This window comes from Microbacterium sp. NPDC056736, from assembly GCF_042790415.1.
Taxonomy (GTDB): domain Bacteria; phylum Actinomycetota; class Actinomycetes; order Actinomycetales; family Microbacteriaceae; genus Microbacterium.
Window position 1 is genome coordinate 164296 of the sequence record NZ_JBHTZE010000001.1, and the last position, 23268, is coordinate 187563.

A 23268-nucleotide genomic window follows, 5' to 3' on the forward strand; every position below is an offset into this window, starting at 1 on the left:
TGACTACTTTGTCTATGTTTCTACACTCTAATGTCTGAATTAGACAGAAGCAAGATCGTCGACGATCTTGCGCGCGCCGCGCACGGCGAGGGCGACCGAGGTGAGGGTGGGGTTGCACGCTGTGGCCGTCGGGATGACGCCGTTGCCGGCGACGAAGAGGCCGGAAACGTCCCACACCTCGCTGTCGATATCGCATACGGTCGTGCCGTCGTCCGCCTCGCCCATCCGCGTGGTCCCCTGGTAGTGCAGCGACGACCCGAGCGGAAGCGTGAAGGGCCGGGAGTCCAGCGGGTCGCCGATCGCCTCGCCCAGTCGCACGATCTCTGCGCGCGCTCGCTCGATGACCTCGTGGTCGCGGTCGGTCAGCGTGTAGTGGATTCGAGGCGCTGGCAGCCCGTAGGAATCCCGCGCGACGTCGTCGAACTCGATCCGGTCGTCGGCCTGCAGATCCTTCGCGCAGAAGAGTCCCAGTCCGACGATCGAACCGGGGACGACCGGGTCGTCTTCGGCGAGAGGGATGGGCGAGGCATCCAGCTGCATGACCTGTCCGTGGAACGGGACATCGTCGGTGAACGGCACCCAGCTCACCCCGCTGTACTCGGCCAGACCCGTCGTCGGAGCATCAGCGCCGAGGGTCTGGACGTCGCGCAGGCGGGCGGCGAACACGACCTGTGCCTGGTCGTTGAGATAGCGCCCGAGAGCGGCGGGACGGATGCCCGAGGCCCACAGCAGCTGCGGGGTGCGCAGCGCGTCAGCGGCGACGACCACGAACCGGGCGGCCACCTCGTGCGTCTCGTCCGAGCGGAGGGCGCGCACCCGCACGCCTGCCGCGTGGCCGTCGCGTACGAGCACGGCGGTGACGAGCGATTCGTCGAAGAGCGTGAAGCCCGGGTTCCTGCGCGTGACGTCGCCCAGCACGACATCCGACCCCGACCAGACCAGGCGGCCGTCCTCGCGCCGGTGCGCTGCCAGCGGCATCCGCTGCACCTTCGTCTCGTCCGCTCGCCCCTCGTCAACGGCCCTCGCGAGACGCTCGCGGACGATCTCGCCGAAAGGCGCCGCGTCGAACGCGTTGGTGGTGACGCCCAGCAGGCGCTCGCCCTCCGCGAGGAGCTCGTCGAAATCGGGGAGGAACTCGATCCGCTCGCTGCCGCCCGGACGCGGACAGGCCCCCGTCCAGTGGGCGGACATGCCTCCCACATTGCTCGACATGGCCACCACCGGAAGCCCGTCCTCGCCGGGGAACTGGTATCCGTCCTCGAGGAGGAACGTCCCAGGACGCGCCGCGCGCACGCCGGCCTTGGCGGCACCGGGGTTCGCGACCTTCGCACCGCGCTCCCCCGGGCCTTCGGAAGCGGCCTGCGCACGAGCACGCGCCTCGGGGTCGGCGATGTTCTTGACATGCGCGCCCGGCGGGTCCGAGATCGTGGGACCGACCTCGAACATGGCGATCGTCGTTCCCGGCGCCTGCTCACTGAGGATGCGCGCGTAGGCGGCTCCCGTCGGACCCGACCCGACGATGACGACGTCGACGTCTTGGGGGTATCGGGTCATGCCGACGCCGCCAGCTCGCGGATGAGGGCGACGGATGCCTCCGACTCCTGCGTCGGGTAGTACTCCAGGCCGATCGGACCGTCGTAGCCCGACGAGCGCAGCAGCCCGAGGCGCTGCGCCCAGTCCAGCTCCCCGGAGCCGGGCTCGCCGCGACCCGGCGCGTCGGCGAGCTGGACGTATCTGATGAGCTCGCCCGCGTTGGCGAGCTCGGCCGCCATGTCCTCGCCCTCGACGGCGGAGTGGTAGATGTCGTAGAGCACGCCGAAGAAGGGCGAGTCCACGCCGCGTGCCACATACACGGCCTCGGCCGTGCGGTCCAGGAGCGAGCCGGGATGGTCGACGCGGACGTTGACCGGCTCGAGCACGAGCGTGATCCCCGATCCGTCGATCTGTGCGATCGCCTTCTGGTAGATCTCGATGAGCTTGTCGAGCTGCACCTGGCGCTTCCAGCCGCCGAAGCCGGTTCCGCTGCCGACGACGATCCGCGGGCACCCGAGATCCTGGGCGATGGCGACGCCCTCGTCGAGCTTGCGGTAGAACTCCGAGTGGTCCCACGGCGGGATCATGAACTGCGTGCGCGGCTCCGAGAGCTGTGCGGTGAGCTGCGTGCCGGTCTCTTCGAGGGCGGCCTTCAGCGCGGGGAGGTCCTTGGGCTGCGATGGCGCATCGGCGCCGGTCGGTCCCCACATCTCGACGGCGGTGAAGCCCGCCGCGGCGGCGGCGCACACGCGGTCGTGGTAGTCGCCGGCTTCGGTGAAGAGCAGCTCGATGTTGGGTGCGAGTCGATACATGACGTCTCCGGTCGGTGTTTCGGATGAGTGGGCGACGTGCGGGGCCTCTCGGCCGTCCGCTCGACGATCCGGCCGCCCCCGAATCGGTGCCGCGACGTCAGCCCTTCAGGCCGCCGGCGAAGCCCTGGATGAACTTCTTCTGCGCGAACATGTAGAACAGCAGGATCGGGATCATCGAGATGAGCACGACGGCGAAGATCTTGTTCCACGCCGAGACGAGTCCGCCGACGTAGGTGTACATCGCGACGGGCAGCGTCTGCGTGGTCGATCCGCCGAGGAAGATCAGCGAGTTGAAGAAGTCGTTCCAGACGATCAGCCCTGCCAGGATCGCCACCGTGCCGGTGGCCGGCGCCATGAGCGGCAGCACGACGCGGAAGAACGCCTGCGTCGGGGACGCGCCGTCGATGACGGCCGCCTCCTCGTACTCGGTGGTGAGCCCGCGGAAGAAGCTCGCGTAGAGGAAGACCGACAGCGGCAGCAGGATGCCGATCCACAGCAGGATCATGCCGATCGCGTTGCCCGTGAGGCCGACCGACCGCGCCCCGATGTACAGCGGCACGGTGCCCAGCTGCGCGGGCAGGATGATGGCGATGAGGACGAGGTAGAACGTGAGGTTCGTCCATGCGCGCGTCCGGCGCGTGATGACGTACGCGGCGACCGACCCGAACAGGACGAGCCCCGCGATGGCCCCGCCGGTGATGATGACGCTGTTGAGCATGCTCATCGGGATGCTGTTGCGGCCCCCCGTGGTGAGCACCTCGACGAAGGCACTGAAGTCCAGCGACGACGGCGGCGCCATCGCGCTCGTCGTGAGCGCCTCCTCGTCGGTCTTGAACGCGGTGGCGATCAGGAAGTAGAAGGGCAGCAGCCCGAGGAGGGTGACGACCCAGATGGCGACCTCGCGGGCCGCGGTGAGCTTGGTGTAGCGGAACATGTCAGGCGGCCCTTCCGACGGCGTCGCGGTCGCGGGTGGCGTACTGCTGGAGGATGGCGAAGACGAGGATGATGAGCGTCAGCACGAGGGCGAGCGCCGAGCCGAAGCCGAACTGGCCGAGCGAGAAGGCCTGCTTGTAGACCTGCGTCGCGAGCGTCTCGGTGGCGCCGGCCGGGCCGCCGCCGGTGAGGGCGAAGATCTGGTCGAAGATGCGCAGGCCCTGGATGATGCCGAGCGTGGTGGCGATGGCGATGGACGGGCGGATCGCGGGCACCGTGACGTGCCGGAACCGCTGCCAGATGTTGGCCCCGTCGAGGGCGGCCGCCTCCTCGATCTCGACCGGCACCGAGGCGAGGCCGGCGAGGTAGATGACCATGACGAAGCCGGTCTGCTGCCACACGACGGTCAGCAGGATCGCCCAGATGGACCAGGTGGGGTCTGCCAGCCACACCTTCTGCCACGACTCCAGGCCGATCGCCGCCAGGAAGCCGTTGAGCGGTCCGTTGAACTGGAAGATGAACTTCCAGATGTAGGCCACCGCCAGCGGGCTGAGCACCACCGGGAGGAAGAGGAGCGTCCGCAGGACGTACCGCGTCTTGAGGGTGCGGTTGATCGCGAGGGCGAACCCGAGCCCGAGGATGTTCGTCAGGATGACCGAGCCGAACGCCAGGAACAGCGTGTTGAGCACGGCGCCGACCATCAGCGGGTCGTTGAAGATGCGCACGAAGTTGTCGAGGCCGATGAACTCCCAGTCGCCCAGGCCCGTCCAGTTCGTGAAGGCGAAGAAGCCGCCGGTGAGGGTGGCGACGTAGTGCACCGCGATGACGAGGATGATCGCGGGCAGCGCCCACCACCAGTGCCCGTAGCTGATCAGCGGCTTGCGGCCGCGCGGGCGAGGGGTGCGGCGTGCATCGGGAGGCACCGTGAGGGTGCGAGTGGCATCGCGCTCAATCGTCACTGTCATCTGCTCTCTGACCTCGTCGTCACGCGCCGCGACTTCGGCGGCGCTGATGCCACCCTCACACACTTGCGTCGAAAGTACACATTAGTTTTAGCGATATCGGATATAAGTGGCGCAGGCGGCTCCGCGCAGCGGGCGGCGGAGAGGATGAGGGCATGCCCGCGACGCCGTCGATGCCGACTCCCTCGGACCTGTGGCGGGACTTCGTCGACCCGCCCGATGCGGCACGGCCGCGGGCATGGTGGCACTGGATGGACGGCAACGTCGACCCGGACGGCATCGTCCGCGATCTCACGTGGCTCCACGCCGTCGGCGTGCGCGGCGTCCAGCTGTTCGACGGCGGCATGGGGGTTCCGCTGGTCGTGCCGGAGCCGGTCCGCCCGGGGTCGGCCGCGTGGCACGAGGCGATCGACACCGCGGTGCGCACGTCGGCGGAGCTCGGGCTCGAGCTCGCCGTGGCGACCTCGGCGGGCTGGAGCGCGAGCGGCGGTCCGTGGGTGGATCCGGCGGATGCCATGAAGAAGCCGGTGTGGTCGGAGGCGGTCGTCGACGGCGGTGGCCGGCGCACCGTCGTGCTGCCGCCGCTTCCCGACGCGGCTGGGCTCTTCCAGGACGCCCCCCGCTGGGGGGCCGCTCGGCGGGAGCCCTGGGCGACCGACTGGCGCGTGCTCGCGTTCCCGGCCGAGGCCGCCCACGATGTGCTGCGTCCGGACCGCGTCCGCGCGTCGGCCTCGGCGGAGGACGTCGCCTGCCTCACCGACGGATCGTTCGAGACGGCGCTCGCCCTCCCCCGCGACCCGGACGCCTGGTCGTCCGCCTGGCTCGAGCTGGAGTTCGACGACCCGGTGACCGTGCGCTCGGTGACCGTCGGCCTGCCGGGCCCCCGCGGCTTCGGCGCGGCGCCGCCGCCGGAGGCGGTGCTCGAGGCCGGCGACGACGGCACGGGCTTCCGGCCGGTCGCCACGCTGGCGGCGACCACGTCGCCTGCCCGCACGGCGGCGTTCGCGCCCGTGACAGCGCGGCGGTTCCGGCTCGTCCTCTCCGGCGCGAGCGCGGCCGAGGCCCTCCCGCCCGTCGCGGACGGGGTGCGGGTCCCGCCGGTGCTGCGCCGCAGCGACGCGTTCCTCGTGTCCGAGTTCGCGCTGCGCGCCGGTGGCCGCATCCACCACGCCGAGGCGAAGGCGGGCTTCGCCGTCGTGCCGGACTACTACGCCGTCGACACGGACGCACGGGCGGACGCCGCCGCGGTGCGCGTCGCGGACGTGCACGACCTCACCGGGCTCGTCGACGGTGGGCGGCTGGAGTGGGATGCTCCGCCCGGGCGGTGGCGCATCCTCCGGCTGGGCGCCTCCCTCACCGGCCAGACCAACGGGCCGGCGCTGCCGGATGCGACGGGGCTCGAGGTCGACAAGCTCGACGGCGCGCGGGTCGCGGCCTATCTGCAGCGCCACCTCGCCGAGTTCGAGGCGGAGGGGTTCGACGCCCTGTTGAGCGACAGCATCGAGGCCGGCAGCCAGAACTGGACGGACGGCATCGCGGAGCGGTTCCGCGAGCTGCGGGGCTACGATCCGACCCCGTGGCTGCCGACGCTCGCGGGTTATCTGGTGGGCGGGGCGGGGGCATCCGATCGCTTCCTGTACGACTATCGCCGCACGCTCGCCGAGCTCCTCGCCACCGAGTACTACGGCACGCTCGCATCGGAAGCCGGCCGCCGGGGCATGACCCACTACGCCGAGGCGCTCGAGGACGGCCGCCCCCAGCTCGGGGACGACCTCGCCATGCGCTCGCACGCCGATGTGCCGATGGGCGCCATGTGGACGTTCGATCCCGGGTCCGGGCCGCGGCCGACCTACGTGGCCGATCTCAAGGGCGCGGCATCCGTCGCCCATGTCCACGGCAGGAGCTGGACCGGTGCCGAGGCGTTCACCAGCTTCGACCGGCCGTGGGCGTCGTCGCCCCGCAGCCTCAAGCACGTCGCCGACCTCCAGCTCGCGCTGGGCGTCACCCGGTTCTGCATCCACACCTCGCCGCACCAGCCGCTCGCCGCTCCGCCGCCGGGCGTCGCGCTGGCCCCGTTCCTCGGGCAGGCCTTCACCGCGACCGAGACGTGGGCCGGCATGGCGCGGCCCTGGGTCGACTACCTGGCGCGCTGCTCGGCTATGCTCTCGGCCGGCGAGCCCGCGGTGGACGTCGCCGTGTTCGTCGGCGAGGAGGCCCCGGTCACCGCCCTGTTCGACGACGGGGTCGACACCGCCGTGCCGGACGGGTTCGACTTCGACTACGTCGGCCCGGACGGCCTGGCGCTCCTGCGGGTGGACCCCGACGGCGGCCTGCGCTCGCGGGGCGCGCGGTATCGGCTGCTGTTCCTGGGCGGCTCCAGCCGGCGACTCACCGTGGCGACGCTGCGTCGCCTGGAGCGCCTCCTCGACGCCGGCGCGACGATCGTGGGCCTTCCCCCGGAGTCCTCGCCCTCGCTCGGCGACGACGACGTCGCGTTCCGGCGCCTCCGCGAGGGGATCTGGGCACCCGACCGTGACACCGGGCGGGTGGTCGCCACGTCGGACCTCGCCCGGGCGCTTGCGCTGCTCGGCCTGCGCTCCGCCTTCGAGATGGCCGGTCCCCCGGTGCGCACCATCGCGCGCATCGTCGACGGTCGGCGGGTCACGTTCCTGGCCAACCCGACGGCGGAGGACGTCCGGGTCCGGATCTCCGTGCCCGAGCAGGTCGGCGCGCTCAGCATCTGGGATCCGGTCCAGCTGCGGGCGGATCCGCTGCACGGCGTGCGCACCGACGACCGCACGGTGGCCGAGATCGCCCTGCCGGCGTTCGGGTCGGTGTTCGTGGTGCCCGGCGCGGCGGCCGAGGGCGCGGCATCCGTCCACAGCGTCCCGCTCGGGGGCGCACCGTGGTCGCTCACGTTCCCCGGCCGGCCGGAGATCGTCCTGCCGGCGGGACCGGCGCTGTGGACGCAGCTCGACGCCGACGCGCGCGCCTTCTCAGGCACGGCGGTCTACCGTGCCGAGTTCGAGGTGGCCGAGCCGCACGCAGGGGCCCGCGTCTGGATCGACCTCGGCCGCGTCCACGACATCGCGCGGGTGGTCGTCAACGGCGTCGACTGCGGGGTCGCATGGACGGCGCCCTTCCGGGTCGACGCCACACCGGCGGTGCGCGAGGGCGCGAACACGATCGAGGTCGAGGTGGCGACCCCGTGGCGCAACCGTCTCATCGCCGAAGCCCGCCGGCCCTCCGCCCAGATCTTCGCCCCGATGACGGCCGTGTTCGAGCCCACGGCCGAGCCGCTTCCCGCGGGGCTGGAAGGTCCCGTCCGCCTGGTGACCGAGAATCCGGCCTGACCGGCGCGAATGTGCGGATCAGCGGGGCTATTGCACCGCATAAGCAATACTAATGTCGAAAACTGGCCAATGTGTGTCAGAGTGAGGGCGCGGCCAGGTGCCGAGCCAGCAGCCCGAGCTGGCGACAACGAAGTCACGAAAGGGTCGAAATGCCACAGCACACAGCTTCCCGGCTCCGCTGGCCGCTCCTCGCGGCCCCGATCGCGGGAGTCCTCATCCTCGCCGGCTGCGCCGGCAGCGGCGCCGACGACGGCGGCGACAGCAACGACGGCGGAGGCGATGCCACCGACGTCGGCTTCTCGCTCATGGTCGCCCAGGCCAACGATCAGGACGACTACTACGCGAAGATGGCGGAGAAGTACACCGAGGAGACCGGGGTCGAGATCGAGATGATCCCCTACCCCTCCGACGCGTACAACACGCAGGTCACCACGCAGCTGCAGGCCGGCAACGCCGCCGACATGATGGTGCTCGCCCCCGGCACGGGGCAGGCGATCTCGGTCGTCACGCTCGCCGAGGCGGGCTTCCTCGAGCCGCTCAACGACACCTCGGCCGGGGTCATCCCCGAGGGGACGCAGTCGCTCTACGAGGTCGACGGTGAGATCTACGGTCAGCCGACGGCCCTTGCGCCCGTCGGGCTCATCTACAACGGCGCGGGTGGCGAAGAGGTCGGCATCGAGGCCTACCCCGAGACCTTCGACGAGCTGCTCGATGCCTGCGCCACCGCGCGCGAGGGCGGCAAGACGTTCACCGTGCTCGCCGGCGGCGTGCCCTTCAACACCGGCCTGTTCTCGATGCTCGTCTCGGCGACGCGCGTCTACGCGGCCGACCCCGATTGGAACGAGCAGCGCGCCGCAGGCGACGTGACGTTCGTCGGCAGCGGCTGGGAGGACGTGCTCAACGACGTCGTCACGCTCAACGACAGCGGCTGCTTCCAGGACGGCGTCGCGGGCGGCACGTTCGACAGCATCACGCAGGGCATCGGCGGCCAGACGTCCCTCACGGCGGCCGTCCCCGGCTCCGCGGCGATCTCGATCGGCGCCGGAACGGGCCTCGACCTCACGGTGCAGGCGTTCCCGCCGGCCGACGGCCAGGACGCGTACACGCTCGCCTCTGCGAACTACGCCTGGGCCGTCAACGCGGCCGCTGAGGACGACGTCAAGGCGTCCGCGCAGTCGTTCCTGGACTGGCTCGCTGAGCCCGCCCAGCTCGAGGAGTTCGCCGACCTGTCGGGCTTCGTGCCGATCTCGGGTGCGAACGCGGGCAACGTGAACCCGGTCTACGAGCCCATCGGCGACCTGCTGGAGTCCGGCTCCTTCGCGGGCCTGCCCAACGCGACCTGGCCCAACCCGACCGTCTACGACACCCTCGGCACCGGCGTGCAGGGCCTCCTGACCGGCCAGAAGACGGTCGACCAGGTGCTCGAGGAGATGGACGCGGCCTGGGACAGCTGAGTCCGCACCACTGAACCGGACATGCCGCCCGGGGCCTCGGCCCCGGGCGGCATGCCTTTCTCGAGAACCGGCTGGGAGGCCGCGATGGAACGAAGCGCACGCGTGAGCAGCCTGCTCGCCGAGATGACCGACGCCGAGAAGCTCGGCCAGCTGCAGATCGTCTTCCGCCCGAAGCACGAAGATGCCGCGCAGCTCGTGCGCGAAGGCCTCGGCTCCGTCTTCTGGCCGCCGTCGGCGGCGGCGACGAACGCGCTGCAGCGCGTGGCCGTGGAGGAGACCCGCCTCGGAATCCCGCTTCTCGTCGGGCTCGACGTCATCCACGGGCAGCGCACCATCGCGCCGGTGCCCCTCGCGCAAGCGGCGAGCTTCGACCCCGCGCTGGTTCGGGACCTCGCGGCCCTCGCGGCCGCGGAGGCCCGGTCGGGCGGAGTGACCTGGACGTTCTCGCCGATGGCCGACATCTCGCGGGACCCGCGGTGGGGACGGGTCGTCGAGGGCTTCGGCGAGGACGTGCACCTCGCCGTGACGATGACGCGCGCCATGGTGCGCGGCTACCAGGGCGACGACCTCTCGTCCCCGACCGCGATCGCGGCGACGGCCAAGCACTTCGTGGCCTATGGCGCCCCCGAGGGTGGTCGCGACTATGCGGGCGTGGACGCCTCGTACCACCAGCTGCGCAACGTCTGGCTCGAGCCCTTCCGCGCTGCCGTCGGCGAGGGTGTCGCGACCGTGATGGCTGCCTTCAACACGGTGGCCGGCATCCCGATGCACGCGAACCGGCGCCTGCTGACGGGTGTGCTGAAGGATGAATGGGACTTCCCGGGCGTGGTCGTCGGTGACGCCGAGGGCGTGCGAAACCTCGTCGCTCATCGGGTCGCCGAAACGGTCGAAGAGGCCGTGGTCCTCGCCTTCCACGCGGGCCTCGACATCGAGATGGGCGGCGCGCCCGCCGATCTCGACCCGAGCGCGCTGTCGGCGCTCGACCCCGCGCGGCTCGACGACGCGGTGACCCGTGTGCTGACCCTGAAGGAGCGGCTCGGGCTCTTCGAGAAGCCCTACGTCGACGAAGATGCCGAGATCACCGAGCCCACCGAGGCGTCGCGCGCTCTCGTCCGACGCGCGGCCGCCCGCGCGTCGGTGCTGCTGAAGAACGACGGCACCCTCCCGCTTCGATCGCCGCGACGCGTGCTGCTCGCCGGCCCGTACGCCGAGTCGACCGACCACCTCGGCGCGTGGACGCAGTACTTCGGCGCCCGCGCGGGAAGCATCGCAGACGAGCTCGGCACGCGTCGGACCGAGGTCGAGCTCGAGGTCGTGCCCGGGGTCGAGTTCCTCGCGGGCACCGACTCCGGCATCTCCTCCGTGGTCGACGCGGCGTCGCGGGCCGACCTGGTGATCCTCTGCGTCGGCGAGCCCAGCGCGCTCTCGGGCGAGGCGGCCTCCCGGAGCGACATCCGACTCCCCGGACGTCAGGAGGACCTGATCCGCGCGGTCGCCGGCTGCGGCATCCCGTTCATCGTGGTCCTCGAAGCCGGCCGCCCGCTCGTCGTGAGCGACTGGATCGATCTCGCACCGAGTGTGCTGGTGGCGTGGCACGGAGGCACGGAGGCCCCCGCCGCGATCGTGGACGTGCTCCTCGGGAACGAGGATCCCGCGGGGCGCCTCCCGATGTCGTGGCCGCGCTCGGTCGGCCAGATCCCGATCCACTACGCGCACGAGCACACGGGGCGTCCCGCCTCGACCGGCGGCAGGCTCACGGCGGAGGAGACCGATGTCGGCCTCCATGGACCCGACAACGTCGAGGACAAGTTCACCTCGAAGTACCTCGACCTCGAGCTCGGGCCGCAGTTCTCGTTCGGTCACGGCTCGGGCTACGCGACCTTCGCGCACGGCACCCCGCGCCTGTCACGGACCGAAGTGCCCGGGAGCGCGATCGACGAGCCGGTCGTGCTGGAGCTCGACGTGACGAACACCTCCGACAGGCCGGGCGACGAGGTGGTGCAGGTCTACGTCGAAGACGTCGTGGCAAGCGTCGCCCCGCCCGTCCGCCGGCTCGTCGCGTTCGAGCGCCGCACCGTCGGCGCCGGTGAGACGGTCGTCTCCAGGTTCGAGATCGGCCGCGAGCAGCTCGGCTTCTGGACGACGGATGCCGCGACCCCGGCCTTCGTCGTCGAGCCCGGCCTCTTCCGGCTCCACGTCGGCGCGACGCTGGCGTCGACGCAGGCCGTCGAGCTGCGCGTCAGCTGAGCGGGCGGTACCGGAAGTCGCGGAACCGGACCGATCCTTCCCCGGCCGCGTAGAGCGCCGGCCGGAGGCTCAGGAGGTCGGCCATGGTGTTCGCGTGGTAGCCGGACGTCTCGTACCGGATCGCGTGGCGCGTCCAGTCCCCGCCGGGCTCGCGGTACCAGCCGGTGACGATGTGCGCGTCGTTGCGGAGCCTCAGCTGCAGGCGGCGTACGGCCGGCGCGGGCTCCCGCCAGTGCGTGACGTGCCCGCCGGCGTAGCTGCGCATGCGCTCGCCGTCGATGCCCATGCCGCAGAAGAGCCGGTCGTTGAAGTAGAGGAGGATGCCGCCCTCGACGTCGCCGCCGATGAGTTCCACCTCGACCTCGACTTCGTAGGAGTGGTCGCCGGTGAGGACGGCGAGCGGTGACGTGTCACCGGGGTTCGTGCCCCTTCCGGCGAGCACGAGGCCGTCGTCGACAGTGAGCCGGGACGCCTCGCCGGGCGACGGTGCATGAAACGCCCAGCGCTCGCCGAGCCGCAGTGTCGAGAAGTCGTCTGCGAACGCGACCGGGGCGCGCTGTGCCGCGGCGCCGGCCGGTGCGGTGAGGTCTCCGCCGATGTCTTCGAGCACGCCGACGGGCCAGCCGTCCGCAGTCCAGGCGATCGGCTCGAGCAGGATCTGCCGTCCGAGCGTGCGGTACCCGTTCTCGTAGCCGTGCGAGACCATCCACCAGTCCTCGCTCGCGGGGCCGGGCAGGATCGTCGCGTGCCCGCGCGACCACCAGGCCTGCGCGGCATCCGTCGTCCTCGCCACGGGATTGTGCGGGCTGTTCTCCCACGGTCCGTGGACCGACCGCGACCGCGCGACGATGACCATATGCCCCGTCGGCGGGCCACCGGTGCCGCCGACAGCGCTGACCAGGTAGAACCACTCGCCGCGCCGGAACAGCTTCGGTCCCTCGAGCGCGTACGCCTCGGTGATCCATTCGTCGGGGTAGCGCCAGCCGTCGTACACCTGCTCGAGCTCGCCGACGGTCGCGAGCCCGTCATCGGTGAGCGCGATGCGACGGATGCCGTTCACGAAGAGGTACCGCGTGCCGTCCTCGCCGACGACGTGCCCGGGATCGATCGCCCACCGGACTCCGAGATCGATCGGCTCCGACCACGGCCCCTCCATCGAGTCGGCGTGGATCACGAAGATCGATGGGGCTGTGAGCGTCGACCACGGCGCGGGGATGAACGGGATGTAGATGAAGAAGCGCCCGTCGTGAACGGCGATGTCGACCGCGAACGTGCTGCCCAGCGGCTCGGGCAGCGCGGCACACTCGTACGTCCAGTTCACCAGGTCGCGCGATCGGTAGAGCAGCAGGCCCGGGGCGGACTCGAACGACGAGTAGGTCATCCAGTATTCGTCGCCGATCTTGATGACGGCGGGATCCGGCCGGTCTCCACCCAGGACGGGGTTGCGGAAGGTCGCCGCGTCATCCCTCACGCTCGGGGCCCCGCCTCGATACGCAGCAGAGTGATCCGCGCGGCGCCGACGCGATCCACCGGCACGACCTGGAGCCGCTCGTCGCCGTTGAGCACGCGGCCGGCGACGACGGCGCCGGCGTCCATGAGCAGCTCGACGACCGCGTCGACCTCGACCGATCCGTGCGCCGCGGCGAAGTCGAGCTTCACGCCCTGTCCGACCACGACGATGTCATCGTCGGACTCGGCGAAGACCAGCGCGAACGGGCGTCGTTCGCCGGGCGTCGGCACCGGTTCACCCGGCAGCGTCTCGTCCGGGACCGGAAGCGGCCCCGCGGGCAGCTGCACACCCACGTCGAGCAGGAAGTCGCGCACGATGTCGTTCAGCCCGCGCGCGCTCACGGTGAGATCGCCGACGGATGCCTCGGCCGGCGGGGCCCCGGGCTCCACCACCACGGCGCCGATGCGCTGCCGTCGCTGGGCCTCGGCGATCGTCGTCTCGAAGGCGCTCAGGTACGCGAGCACCGCCGCGACCTGACCTTCGGGGTTCGCCCCGTCGATGCCGAAGGCCGACCAGCCGACTGCTCCGTAGCCGCCGACGGCGCGCACGAGCTCTCCCGCGCGCAGCCTGCTCTCGGGCACGAAGAGCGGCTGGTCTCCCGTCGCGTAGGCACGCATCGCGGAGTCGGCGTCGTCGACGTAGATGTCGGGGCCGACCAGCGACAGGGCCGGCGCGGCCGCTCGCCACACGTCGATCACGCGGCTGGACGGTCCGCCGCTCGGCCACTGTCCCGGCTCGTCCTGCCCGGGCTGGGGGCCCAGCCACGCGTTGGCGTACATCGGGATGCGCTTGCGGGCCCGCCCGCGCTCGGCGAGATGCTGCACGTACGAGGCGATCGACCAGGCCATGAAGATCTCGTCGGCGCCCGAGTCGTCCCCGAACACCTCGCGCCATGACCCGGCCTCGCGCCGGCCACCGGCGTCCCACCGCTCACGCAGCAGGGACGAGGGGTCCGACCGGCGCGCGGCGGCGATGAGCGCGGACGGCACGTCGCGACGCCAGGCCGCCTCGGCGAGGTCGCTACGGTCGCGGCTGTCGCGGAGGAGTCCCGACTCGTTCTCGACCTGGATCATCGCGACGACATCGCCGGGGTCGACGTCGGCGACGTGCGCGACGAACGCCTCGAACGCCGCCGCATCCGCGTCGAGAAGGTTCTCGCTGAAGACCGAAAGCACCGGGGTGGGCATCACCCCGGAATAGTGGAAGGCGCTCCCCCGGGTCTTGGGGTGGACGACGGCTCGGGGGAACCTGCTCTGGTCGGATCTCACCCACCGCGGCGCGTACGTCGAGGCGGCGTTCTTGAAGGCGCCGAACCAGAGGAGCACGAGGCGAAGCCCGAGACCCCGGGCCTCTTCGATCATCGCGTCGACGAGCGCGAAGTCGAACGCGCCCTCCTGCGGCTCGGTCAGCGCCCAGCTCACCGGTGCCAGCACGGTGTTCGCATTCAGGTCCCGGGCGTGCGCGAAGGACCGGCGGATGGAGGCCGTCGACGAGCTCGACGAGTTGTGCACCTGCCCGCCGAGCAGCAGACGCAGCTCGCCGTTCTCGCGCAGCCGGAGATCCTCGCCGAACGACCACGCGGAGCCGCGGGACGCGCCGCTCATGTCGGTGTCAGACACGCGGGGCCTCCACGGCGTGCATCGAGTGGCGGATGAGGTCGTGCTGCTTGCGGACGAGGAGGAGCGGGTCGACCTCGCCCAGCTCGGCGAACGCGTGCCCCTCCCACTCGCTCGACCAGTAGCCGCGGTAGCCGCCCTCGACGAACACGCGCACGAGCTCGGGGTAGTCGATCGCGGGCTCCTGCTCGTCCTCGTCGATGTCGTAGAACTTCGCGTGCACGTGCAGGATCTGCGGCATGATGTCGGCCCACTCCCGCGGATCGACATGGCCGTGCATGTTGAACGCGAGGTGCGCGAACGAGCCGAGTCGTCCCGGATCGAAGTCGCGGCTCTGGAGATACGAGATGAACTCCTGCTGCCGCTCGCGCATCGAGGCATCCGTCCCCCAGATCTGCTGCAGACGCTCGACGGCTTCGTCGTCGAGCCCCGCTCGGCGCACCGCACGCAGGAGGGTGGGCGACATCGCGTGCATCGTCGAGGAGAAGTCGGCGACGAAGCCCAGGAGCGGCGAGTCGAGGTCGGCGTACACGTCGCGGACCTTCATGATCTCGGGCGAGTTGGGCCCCATCGGGGCGTGGATCTCGTAGGCGAGCCGGAGGTCGAGGCTCTCGGCGACCGGCAGCAGTCGGCGCAGGAGCTCCGGCTTGGCGCTCTGGATCCGCACCAGCGGGAATCCGAGCTTCTTGGCTCCCTGGAACAGCAGCTCGCTGAACTCGAACTCCTCGTCGGGCGTCATGTCGCGGTCGCGGCGACGGCCCATGTCGAGGTTCGCGCCGAACGAGCTCTCGTCGAAGCCGTGGCGGTCGAACGCGGCCCGCCACTGCGCGACGAACTCGTCCGACACGACCGGATACGTGGGCAGCACCTGCGACGCCACGATCTCGATCCCCGGCCCGATGCCGAGCGCGGCGACCCGGTCCAGCAGCCCGTCGAAGTCGTACCAGCCGGCGCGGAACTCGGCGCTGGCCGAGTAGAGCGTGAGGCCGAGGCGGAACGGGTCCTCCTCCGCGGCGGGCGGCGGGGGTGCGACATCCGTCACCGTCACCGCCGGCGTCGCGTCGCGGTCGGTCACCGTCAGCGTCGACGACTGGCGCACGATGTTCGGCACGTACATGCCGGGCCCGCCGCCCTGGCCGGGCGCGATCTGCATGTACGGCAGGCGCAGCTCGCCGAAGATCTCGACGTCGTGCTGCTCGCCGAGCTCCACCGGCCGGTCGAGCCGGGCGATGAGGAGCGGATGCTGCTGCAGGAACCACAGCGTCTCGCTCCGGTCGGGCAGCTCCGCGACGGTGTACCGCGTGCCGTCGAGCTCGAAGGCGAGGTCGTCGGCGGGGATGTCGGCGCCGTCGACCGTGAGGCGCAGCGTCGTGACCGACGAGAGCCACAGGCTCCGGTACCAGGGGATCGTGAGCGTGAGCGCGAGCCCCTCGGGATGCGGGCGCAGGCTGTCTTCGGCGATGAGTCCGTTGGGCATGGGGGTCTCCGGTTTCAGGGAAGGCGCGAGGCGATGGAGCGCATGAGGGAGTGCTGGCGGCGCACCTGCTCGATGGAGCGCCACGGGATGCGCTCGCCCTCGTACTCGCTCGAGAGGTACCCGGTGTAGCCGGCGTCCTTGAGCGCGCGCAGCACCGGCTCCCACGGGATCTGCTGGTCTTCGAGGTTCTCGTCGATGTCGTGGAACTTCGCCTGGATGAACACGACGTACTTCGCGATGTCGGCGATGTCGGCCGGGTCGACGGCGATGCCGTCCATGAAGGCCGGACGGCGTCCGGGCAGCTCGCCCGGCTTCAGCGGGATCGGACGGTCCTGGAAGATGCCGGTGTCCAGCAGCAGCCCGAAGTGCTTGGTGCCGGTGCGCTCGATGAGGTCGATGTAGTCGTCGACGACCTCATGCTTGATGGGGGTGGGGGCATGGATCTCGGGGCAGATCACGACGTCGAGCTCGGCCGCGAGATCCAGCGAGCGCTCGACGGACTCGGTCCAGATCGGGTGCGGGATGAGGTCGCTCGAGACCACGCCGATCTTGGGGCGCACGAAGCGGAAGCCCAGGCGCTTCGCCAGGCGCAGATCGCGCTGCAGCATCCCGGCGCCCTCGGCCGCCGTGAGATCCCGCGCGTGGACGCCGCTCGAGTGCAGGCGGGTGTCGATCCACGACCCGTAGTTCGTGGGCTCGAGCGAGTACTTCTCCAGCAGGGCGAACCAGCGGTCGATCCACTCGACGGTCGGCTCGGGGTACCGCTCGATGTGGCCCTCGCCGAGGATCTCGACGCCGGTGGCGCCGACGTCCGCCACCGCGGCGAGCGCGGTCTCGAGGTCCATGACCGTGCCGAAGTCGGTCATGAAGCTGTACAGGCTCACGCCGTACCGGAACGGACCGCCCTCCTCTGCCGATGTGAGGGTGATGTGCCGCGACACGTCGTAGGTCGAGGGCTGGTGCTCCTCGGGGATGTACGACATCCGCAGCCGCAGCTGCACCGAGACCTCGTGCGTGCCCTCCGGCAGCCCGCCGGGGTGCGGCACCGTGACGACGGCCGCCTCCTCGAGCGGCCAGCGCACGCCGTCCGCGTCCCACAGCTCCTGCAGCGAGTACGTGCGGCCGGCGAACGTCCACAGCGGCACGTCCGGCGCGACGTCGACGAGGTCGCCGACGCGCACGGCGACACCGTCGATGAGGGATGCCGCCATGCCGCGGTACGACGGCATGCGGAGCCGGAGCTGGAAGCCGGTGACCTCACCCCCCTCGCGGATGTTGCGGAATCCGACGGACTGGATGAGGTCTCTTTCGAGAAGCATCGATGCTCGCTCTCTGGGTCGGGACCGCGTTGACCGCAGGCCGTGAGTCGCATCGAGCCTATCAGCGTTACGCTGGATTTTGACATAAGTAAGAGTGATGCGCACATAACTGCGGGGGGAGGTGTTCATCGTTGCGGGCGATACCGCCTCCCGCCTGCATAGACTGCGCCGATACACTGAACCGAGGCTCCCGCACCCGGAGGATCAGTGTCCGATCAACCACTCCTTTCCCGTCTCGATCTGAACCTGCTCGTCGCCCTCGACGCGCTGCTGACCGAGCGGAGTGTGACGCGCGCCGCCGAGCGACTCCATCTGAGCCAGCCCGCGCTGAGCGCTTCGCTCGCACGGCTGCGCACGCACTTCAACGACCCGATCCTCGCCCGCCGCGGCAACACCTATGAGCTCACCCCCCTCGCCCTGCGGCTGACCGAGCACACCACGACGGCGCTCGAGGCGGCACGGCGGGTGTTCGAAAGCCAGGCGACGTGGAGCCCCCGCGAGTCGATCCGCGAGTTCTCGATCTACGGGTCGGACTACGGCTTCGCCACGATCGGCAGCGAGGTCTCGCGCCTGGCCGCCGAGTCGGCGCCCGGCGTGCGCTTCCGGTTCATGCTGCACAATCCGTCCATCGTCGATGACGCGCTCAACCGGCTGCGCGCCGCCGACGGAATGGTCATCCCGCACGGCTACCTCGTCGATCTCCCCTACACCGACCTGTGGCGCGACAGCTGGGTGGTCGTCGCCTCCGATTCGAACGAGATGGTCGGCGACGAGCTCACGATGGAGGTGCTGGGCGCCCTGCCGTGGGTCTTCACGTATCAGTCGCGCACCGCATTCACCTCGGCGGCGCGGCAGCTGCAGCAGCTCGGCATCGAGCCGCACGTCGAGGCGGTCGTCGAGAGCTTCCTCGCCCTGCCGCACTTCATCGCCGGCACGAACCGGCTCGGCCTGATCCAGGCAGGCCTCGCGCACGTCGCCGAGTCCGTCGCAGGAGTCCGCACACTCGCCGCTCCCTTCGACGCCACGCCCGTCGTCAACGCCCTGTGGTGGCATCCGGTCCACGGTCGCGACCCCGAGCACGCGTGGATGCGGGGCATCTTCGAGCAGGCGGCAGCCGGCGTGTCGGCCCGGCCCTCGACCATCGCGGCGCATCAGCCGGCCTGACGAGGCGAAGCGCGCCCGGCCGCGGCGTCCACCACCTCGACCAGGACGGGTTCAGGAACGAGCAGCCAGGCGGGCCAGTCCTTCGTCGATCGACACCGCGGGGGACCACGCGAGGATGCGCCGGGTCTCGCGCTGATCGAACCAGTGGGCGGTCGACAGCTGCTCGGCCAGGAACCGCGTCATCGGCGGCTCGTCACGCGCCGGCACGATCCGCCACACGGCCTCGACCGCGGTCCCCGTCGCGCGGCCGAGCCAGGCGGGGATGCTCCAGCGCGGGGGCGCGACACCGGCCGCGAGGCAGATGCCCGAGAGGAGGTCGCCCACCGGCCGCGGCTCGCCGTTGGTGAGGACGAGTGCGCGGCCGTGCGCGTCGTCCGCCCGCTCGAGCGCCGCCGCGATGCCTGAGGCGGCGTTGTCGATGTAGGTGCTGTCGATCAGAGCGGTTCCGCCGTTCAGGAGGGGCAGCCGCCCTCTCCGGGCTCGCTCCACGATCCGGGCGACCAACTGGGTGTCTCCGGGCCCCCACACCAGGTGAGGGCGGACGGCAACCACGCTCATCGCCGTCGAGTCGCGCTCCAGTGCGAGGAGCTCGGCCTCCGCCTTGGTGCGCGCGTAGTCGCCGCGGGCACGTTCCGGATCGGCGGGCCCCGCACCGACACCGACGAGCGCAGAACCGGCGTGCGCGACGGACGGCGACGAGACGTGCACGAAGCGCGTCACCCCGGCGCGTTCCGCGGCATCGAGCAGGATCCGGGTCCCCTCGACGTTGACCGCACGGAACTCGTCTCGCCTGCCGGTCAGCGATACCCGGGCTGCGAGGTGGACGACAGCCTCGGCGCCCTGGACGGCGATGTCGATGTCGGCCCGGTTCGTGATCGACCCGCAGAAGTCAGCCGCTCCTGCCACGGCGGACGGCCGTCGCTGCAGTGTGCGCACGTCGTGGCCTGCCGCGACGAGCGTGGTCGCGACGGCCGAGCCGAGGAAGCCGGACGCACCGGTGACGAGGACGATCATGGTGCGCCGGGGCGCTCTCCCGCGAGCACGCGCTCAGCCCACACCGAGAGTCGGGATCGGTCGATCTTGGAGTTGTGCCGGATGTCGGTGGGCAGCCCCGGGACGGCGAGCACCGCGGCGAGCGGCGTGCCGGCAGCGTTCCGCACGGCGCTGGTGAGGAGCGGGTCCGCAAGGCCCGCCCGCCTCGCTGCGGGCGTGGTCTCGACGATCGCGACCGCCTGGCGCAGCCCGTGCGGGCCCACCCCCACCACGGCCGCGCGGCGCACCCCCTCGACCCGCTCCACCCGCTGCTCCGTGCCCACCGGCGCCAGCGGGCCGTGGGCGGTCACGATGAGGTGCGGCATCCGTCCCTCGATCCACAGCCGCCCGTGCGCGTCGAGGTGACCCACATCGCCCGTGCGGTGCCAGCGACGGGTCTCTCCGGGCGAGTCGAGACCGGCCGTGTCGCGGACCGCCTCCCGGTCGGTGAGCCAGAGCCGGTCGTAGTGGTCTTTCACGTGGGATGCCGACACGATGACCTCGCCGAGCACTCCGGGCGCGTCCGTCGCACGGCCGGTCGCGCGACCGTCGCAGTCGACCGGGCTGACCAGAACGCGGTTCGCGCCGATCGGGACTCCGACGCAGACGCCCGCGTCACGGCTGCCGGCCGCGTCGCGGACACCGGCCAGCGTGATGTCGGTCACCAGCAGGCACTCCGTCATGCCGTACGGGGTGTGAGCCGTGGCGTTCGGCATGAGCGCCGCAGCCGACTCCAGCAGCCCCTGGCTGATGGGGGCTCCGGTGGAGAGGAACGTCTGCACCCCTGCGAGCGCACCACGGCCCTCTGCCGTCAGCGCGTCCGCGGTATCGACGACGTTGAGGATCGCCGCCGGCGAAAGGAAGACCATCTCCGCACCCGACGCCTGCACCGCTGCGGCGACGGCCGGCGCCGTGAGCGTCCTCGGTGAGGAGACGTCCATGTCGGGTGTCACGGACCGGGTGCCCAGAGCCGGACCGAGAAGGGCGAACGGCGCGAAGCCTGTCACGAGGCCGGTCTCGCCGGTGACGCCGAAGTGCGAGGCGAGCAGATCGCGCAGCGCGGAGAGCTGCCGGTGCGTGTAGGCGACCCCTTTGGCCGCCCCGGTGGAGCCGGAGGTGAACAGGATCGCGGCAGGGTCATCCGGCCCGGGCGGGTCGGCCGGCGCGGCGGCGTCATACCCTTCCCGCGCGAGCTCACCGAGAGTGTGGGAGATGCCGAGCGCCGCGGCGGCGGTCTTCGGCAGTCGAGCGACCGAGATGCGCATGCCGGGCCACCCGAGCACCCGCGCGGCCGTCAGACCTCGCGTCTCCCCGATGATCACGTCCGGCCACGATCCCCGAACGGCGCGCGTCAGCCCGCGCACTCCGAGGCCGGCATCGGCGACGACGACGACCGCGCCGATCCGGAGGCAGGCGTAGACGACGGCCGACAGTGTGGGCCCCGGGGGAACCAGAAGCGACACCCGGTCGCCCCTTCGCACGCCCACGCGATGCAGCCCCGCCGCGAGTCGTCGGACCCTGTCGTGGAGCTGATGCCAGCTCACCCGCCGCGGCGCGCGCCCGCCGGACGTCATCTGCACGATCGCGGTCCCGTCGTCATCGCTGCGCTGATCGAGGGCGTGCCAGATGGGGGTGCCGGAGGAGTCGGACCACGCGCTCGGCGGCACCTGGGCGGCCGGGCCACGTGAAGTCGCGGGCACGCGGGCCCGGAGCGGGACGACGTCGTCGTGCAGCCATGCCAAGAGGCCGTCCCCGCAGCGTTCTTCCTCGGCGAGCAGGTGACCCGCGCCTTCGAACCGGTGGACGTCGGCATGGGGAAGCCGGTCCACGAGATCATCGAGATACCGGTCGCCGAAGATCGGATCTTCCGGGCCCCACATCAGCAGCGCGGGAACGTCGAGCCCACAGACGCCGTCCGCGATCCTCTCCAGCTCGGAGAAGCTGCGATGGTGAGGCCCGACGGGGATGTCGGCGACGAAGCCGCGAATGCCGGCCCGCCGGGCCGCGGAGAGGTACGGCGCGCGATAGGCGGCTCCCGCCTCATCGGTCAGGGCCGGTCGCGCCAGCGCCAGCGTCGTGTCGAGGAACGCCGTGGTGGCCGACGTGGCGCCCGCGAGAACCCCCGGTGCCCGCGCCAGCCGGAGCGGAGCCGGGATCGGAACCCCCGGCGGGTGGTGTACGGCCGTGTTGACGAGCGCGATCCCGGCGAGGGACGACGGATGCTCCAGCGCCCAGCCGAGCGAGATGACGCCGCCCCAGTCATGACCCAGCGTGACGACCGGCGCGCTCAGCGACAGGGCATCCGTCAGCGCGCCGAGGTCGGCGACGCGCTGCGCCAGCGGACGGTCGGCACCGGTGCGCTCGGAGAAGCCCATGTCGAGCTGGTCGACGGCGACGAGACGCCATGCCGGCTCGCCATGCGCCGCGGCGTCCAGCGACCGCGCCGCAAGCCGGCGCCACAGGTACGACCACGTCGGATTTCCGTGCACGGCGAGGATCGTGCCGACCGCGTCGACCCCTCGTCGCACCAGCTCGGGCCCGGTGTCGAGGACGTGCCAACCGCGGGTGACGCCAGCATCGGGGCCGACGCCCGGCACGGCGACGATGCGGCTCCAGCCCGGGTCGAGCCCGGGGAGTCCCGCGGGAGGCGGCACCGCGCGCCGGGTCACCAGGCGAGCTCCATCATGGCGGTGTTGAGCCCGGACCCGACCCCCATGAGGAGGACGCGGTCGCCCGCGCGCAGCGTCGCCTGCTCCTCCGCGAGGGTGATGGGGATCGAGGCAGGACCGACGTTTCCGTACCTCGGGAACGTCACCGGGACGCGCGTGCGGTCGAGGTGGGCCGTCTTGATGATGGCATCGGTGTGCACGGCCGAGACCTGGTGGGTGATGTACCGGTTCATGTCCGACCAATCCCACTCCGGCCGCGCGTCCCGCCAGGCGGAGAGGACCAGGTCCAGCCCGCCCTTCAGGAGCGCTCTCGCGTCGGTGAACATGCCGTCCACGCTGCCGACGCACAGCTCGTGGAACTGCGTCGCGGCCCGGGTCACACCACCGAGGATCCGGTGGCCCTCCGGGTGCTCGTCGGCGCGGCCGAGCACCGCTGCGGCGGCGCCCGACCCGAGCGTGAGCGACGCGAACTCGCTCATGAAGCCGTCCCTGTCGACGTCGTCGCGCAGGAGGCGGCGGATGGTGTTGTCCTGGATCTCATCGGCGTCCTCGCCGTTGACGATGACGGCATAGCGGATCTGACCGGACTGGATCATGTTCGCCGCGAGACTCATGCCGCTGACGAACCCGAGGCACGCGTTGGCGACGTCGAAGTTGACGGCGGAGCTCGACAGACCGAGCCCGTGGTGTAGACGGACCGCCACCGACGGCTCGAGGTGCTTGCGCGAGACCGACGTGTTGATGAGGAGTCCGACGTCGGACGGTGCCACCGACACCTCGGCCAGCGCGCGCCGACCGGCCGACACCGTCGCCTCGTCCGAGGACTCGTCCGCCGCCCAGTTGCGGCGTTCGAGGACGCCCGCGACGCGTTGCAGGAGCCGCCCGGGCAGTCTCAATCGACGAAGCGAGCCCGACAGGCGGTGCTCGATCTCCTCGGACGTCGTCACCCGCCCAGGCAGAGTGCTCACCACCGAGAGCAGTGACACATTGTCGAAACGGGTTGTCGCGTTCGCCGCCATGGGACCTCCCTTGCCCCTCCCATCGGCCGGGCGATTCAAGAGGACCAAATGTACGCGCTCACCGTCGTGCCGGCATGACGGTTGCGCACCGCGACGGCTTGCTCTAGGTCTCTTGTCCCCGCTGGGGAGGTCGGCGACAATGAGCCGATGGCGGAACGGCGATCGCGG

At 71.2% G+C, this 23268-nt stretch carries 15 protein-coding genes; 4 read left to right on the forward strand and 11 right to left on the reverse strand.

Annotation, left to right across the window (positions count from 1 at the left end; all coding sequences use genetic code 11):
* Positions 1–39 precede the first annotated feature (39 nt).
* From ACFRAL_RS00750 to ACFRAL_RS00765, 4 genes are all read right to left on the reverse strand, one after another.
* Positions 40–1554, reverse strand: a complete 1515-nt coding sequence (locus ACFRAL_RS00750; protein WP_336394310.1) for a GMC oxidoreductase — start codon at positions 1552–1554, stop codon at positions 40–42.
* Positions 1551–2345, reverse strand: a complete 795-nt coding sequence (locus tag ACFRAL_RS00755; protein WP_378878730.1) for a TIM barrel protein — start codon at positions 2343–2345, stop codon at positions 1551–1553. The genes ACFRAL_RS00750 and ACFRAL_RS00755 overlap by 4 nt, the downstream gene beginning before the upstream one ends.
* A gap of 97 nt (positions 2346–2442) precedes the next feature.
* Positions 2443–3279 (reverse strand): carbohydrate ABC transporter permease, encoded by an 837-nt coding sequence (locus ACFRAL_RS00760; RefSeq protein ID WP_336394308.1) that lies wholly within the window; start codon positions 3277–3279, stop codon positions 2443–2445.
* Between the two features lies 1 nt (position 3280).
* A complete protein-coding gene (locus ACFRAL_RS00765; protein WP_336394307.1) occupies positions 3281–4243 on the reverse strand; it encodes a sugar ABC transporter permease in 963 nt (320 codons plus the stop codon).
* 152 nt (positions 4244–4395) lie between these two features.
* On the opposite strand from ACFRAL_RS00765, the gene ACFRAL_RS00770 reads away from it, so the two are divergent.
* The 3 genes from ACFRAL_RS00770 (at position 4396) to ACFRAL_RS00780 (ending at position 11294) form a co-directional block, all read left to right on the forward strand.
* Positions 4396–7593, forward strand: coding sequence for a glycosyl hydrolase (locus ACFRAL_RS00770; protein WP_378878733.1), 3198 nt, complete (start codon positions 4396–4398; stop codon positions 7591–7593).
* 149 nt (positions 7594–7742) lie between these two features.
* Positions 7743–9047, forward strand: a complete 1305-nt coding sequence (locus ACFRAL_RS00775) for an ABC transporter substrate-binding protein (protein WP_378878734.1) — start codon at positions 7743–7745, stop codon at positions 9045–9047.
* A gap of 102 nt (positions 9048–9149) precedes the next feature.
* Complete coding sequence (locus ACFRAL_RS00780; RefSeq protein WP_378878736.1) at positions 9150–11294, forward strand: glycoside hydrolase family 3 N-terminal domain-containing protein; 2145 nt, start codon at positions 9150–9152, stop codon at positions 11292–11294.
* On the opposite strand, the gene ACFRAL_RS00785 is transcribed toward ACFRAL_RS00780, so the two are convergent.
* From ACFRAL_RS00785 to ACFRAL_RS00800, 4 genes are read right to left on the reverse strand one after another with little or no spacing between them, the layout of a single operon-like run.
* Complete coding sequence (locus ACFRAL_RS00785) at positions 11287–12765, reverse strand: family 43 glycosylhydrolase (protein ID WP_378878738.1); 1479 nt, start codon at positions 12763–12765, stop codon at positions 11287–11289. The genes ACFRAL_RS00780 and ACFRAL_RS00785 overlap by 8 nt on opposite strands.
* On the reverse strand, positions 12762–14423 hold the full coding sequence (locus ACFRAL_RS00790; protein WP_378878740.1) for a DUF5597 domain-containing protein: 1662 nt from the start codon (positions 14421–14423) through the stop codon (positions 12762–12764). Before ACFRAL_RS00790 ends, ACFRAL_RS00785 begins: the two co-directional genes overlap by 4 nt.
* Complete coding sequence (locus ACFRAL_RS00795; RefSeq protein ID WP_378878742.1) at positions 14416–15897, reverse strand: DUF6379 domain-containing protein; 1482 nt, start codon at positions 15895–15897, stop codon at positions 14416–14418. Before ACFRAL_RS00795 ends, ACFRAL_RS00790 begins: the two co-directional genes overlap by 8 nt.
* Positions 15898–15911: 14 nt before the next feature.
* Entirely contained in the window at positions 15912–17216 is a 1305-nt protein-coding gene (locus tag ACFRAL_RS00800; protein ID WP_378878744.1) for a DUF6379 domain-containing protein, read from the reverse strand.
* 207 nt (positions 17217–17423) lie between these two features.
* On the opposite strand from ACFRAL_RS00800, the gene ACFRAL_RS00805 reads away from it, so the two are divergent.
* Positions 17424–18380 (forward strand): LysR family transcriptional regulator, encoded by a 957-nt coding sequence (locus ACFRAL_RS00805; protein WP_378878746.1) that lies wholly within the window; start codon positions 17424–17426, stop codon positions 18378–18380.
* A gap of 51 nt (positions 18381–18431) precedes the next feature.
* On the opposite strand, the gene ACFRAL_RS00810 is transcribed toward ACFRAL_RS00805, so the two are convergent.
* The 3 genes from ACFRAL_RS00810 to ACFRAL_RS00820 are packed head-to-tail and all read right to left on the reverse strand — an operon-like array spanning position 18432 to position 23100.
* On the reverse strand, positions 18432–19394 hold the full coding sequence (locus ACFRAL_RS00810; protein WP_378878748.1) for an NAD-dependent epimerase/dehydratase family protein: 963 nt from the start codon (positions 19392–19394) through the stop codon (positions 18432–18434).
* Positions 19391–22084 carry an alpha/beta fold hydrolase gene (locus tag ACFRAL_RS00815; RefSeq protein WP_378880200.1) on the reverse strand — a complete coding sequence of 898 codons (2694 nt, stop codon included), beginning with the start codon at positions 22082–22084 and terminating at the stop codon, positions 19391–19393. Before ACFRAL_RS00815 ends, ACFRAL_RS00810 begins: the two co-directional genes overlap by 4 nt.
* A complete protein-coding gene (locus ACFRAL_RS00820; protein ID WP_378878750.1) occupies positions 22078–23100 on the reverse strand; it encodes a 3-oxoacyl-ACP synthase III in 1023 nt (340 codons plus the stop codon). Before ACFRAL_RS00820 ends, ACFRAL_RS00815 begins: the two co-directional genes overlap by 7 nt.
* Positions 23101–23268 lie beyond the last annotated feature (168 nt).

Coding starts and splice junctions, on each gene's coding strand:
- ACFRAL_RS00775 (WP_378878734.1), top strand. CDS start 7,743: ATGCCACAGCACACAGCTTCCCGGCTCCGCTGGCCGCTCCTCGCGGCC.
- ACFRAL_RS00755 (WP_378878730.1), bottom strand. CDS start 2,345: ATGTATCGACTCGCACCCAACATCGAGCTGCTCTTCACCGAAGCCGGC.
- ACFRAL_RS00795 (WP_378878742.1), bottom strand. CDS start 15,897: ATGCCCAACGGACTCATCGCCGAAGACAGCCTGCGCCCGCATCCCGAG.
- ACFRAL_RS00760 (WP_336394308.1), bottom strand. CDS start 3,279: ATGTTCCGCTACACCAAGCTCACCGCGGCCCGCGAGGTCGCCATCTGG.
- ACFRAL_RS00820 (WP_378878750.1), bottom strand. CDS start 23,100: ATGGCGGCGAACGCGACAACCCGTTTCGACAATGTGTCACTGCTCTCG.
- ACFRAL_RS00765 (WP_336394307.1), bottom strand. CDS start 4,243: ATGACAGTGACGATTGAGCGCGATGCCACTCGCACCCTCACGGTGCCT.
- ACFRAL_RS00770 (WP_378878733.1), top strand. CDS start 4,396: ATGCCCGCGACGCCGTCGATGCCGACTCCCTCGGACCTGTGGCGGGAC.
- ACFRAL_RS00750 (WP_336394310.1), bottom strand. CDS start 1,554: ATGACCCGATACCCCCAAGACGTCGACGTCGTCATCGTCGGGTCGGGT.
- ACFRAL_RS00810 (WP_378878748.1), bottom strand. CDS start 19,394: ATGATCGTCCTCGTCACCGGTGCGTCCGGCTTCCTCGGCTCGGCCGTC.
- ACFRAL_RS00800 (WP_378878744.1), bottom strand. CDS start 17,216: ATGCTTCTCGAAAGAGACCTCATCCAGTCCGTCGGATTCCGCAACATC.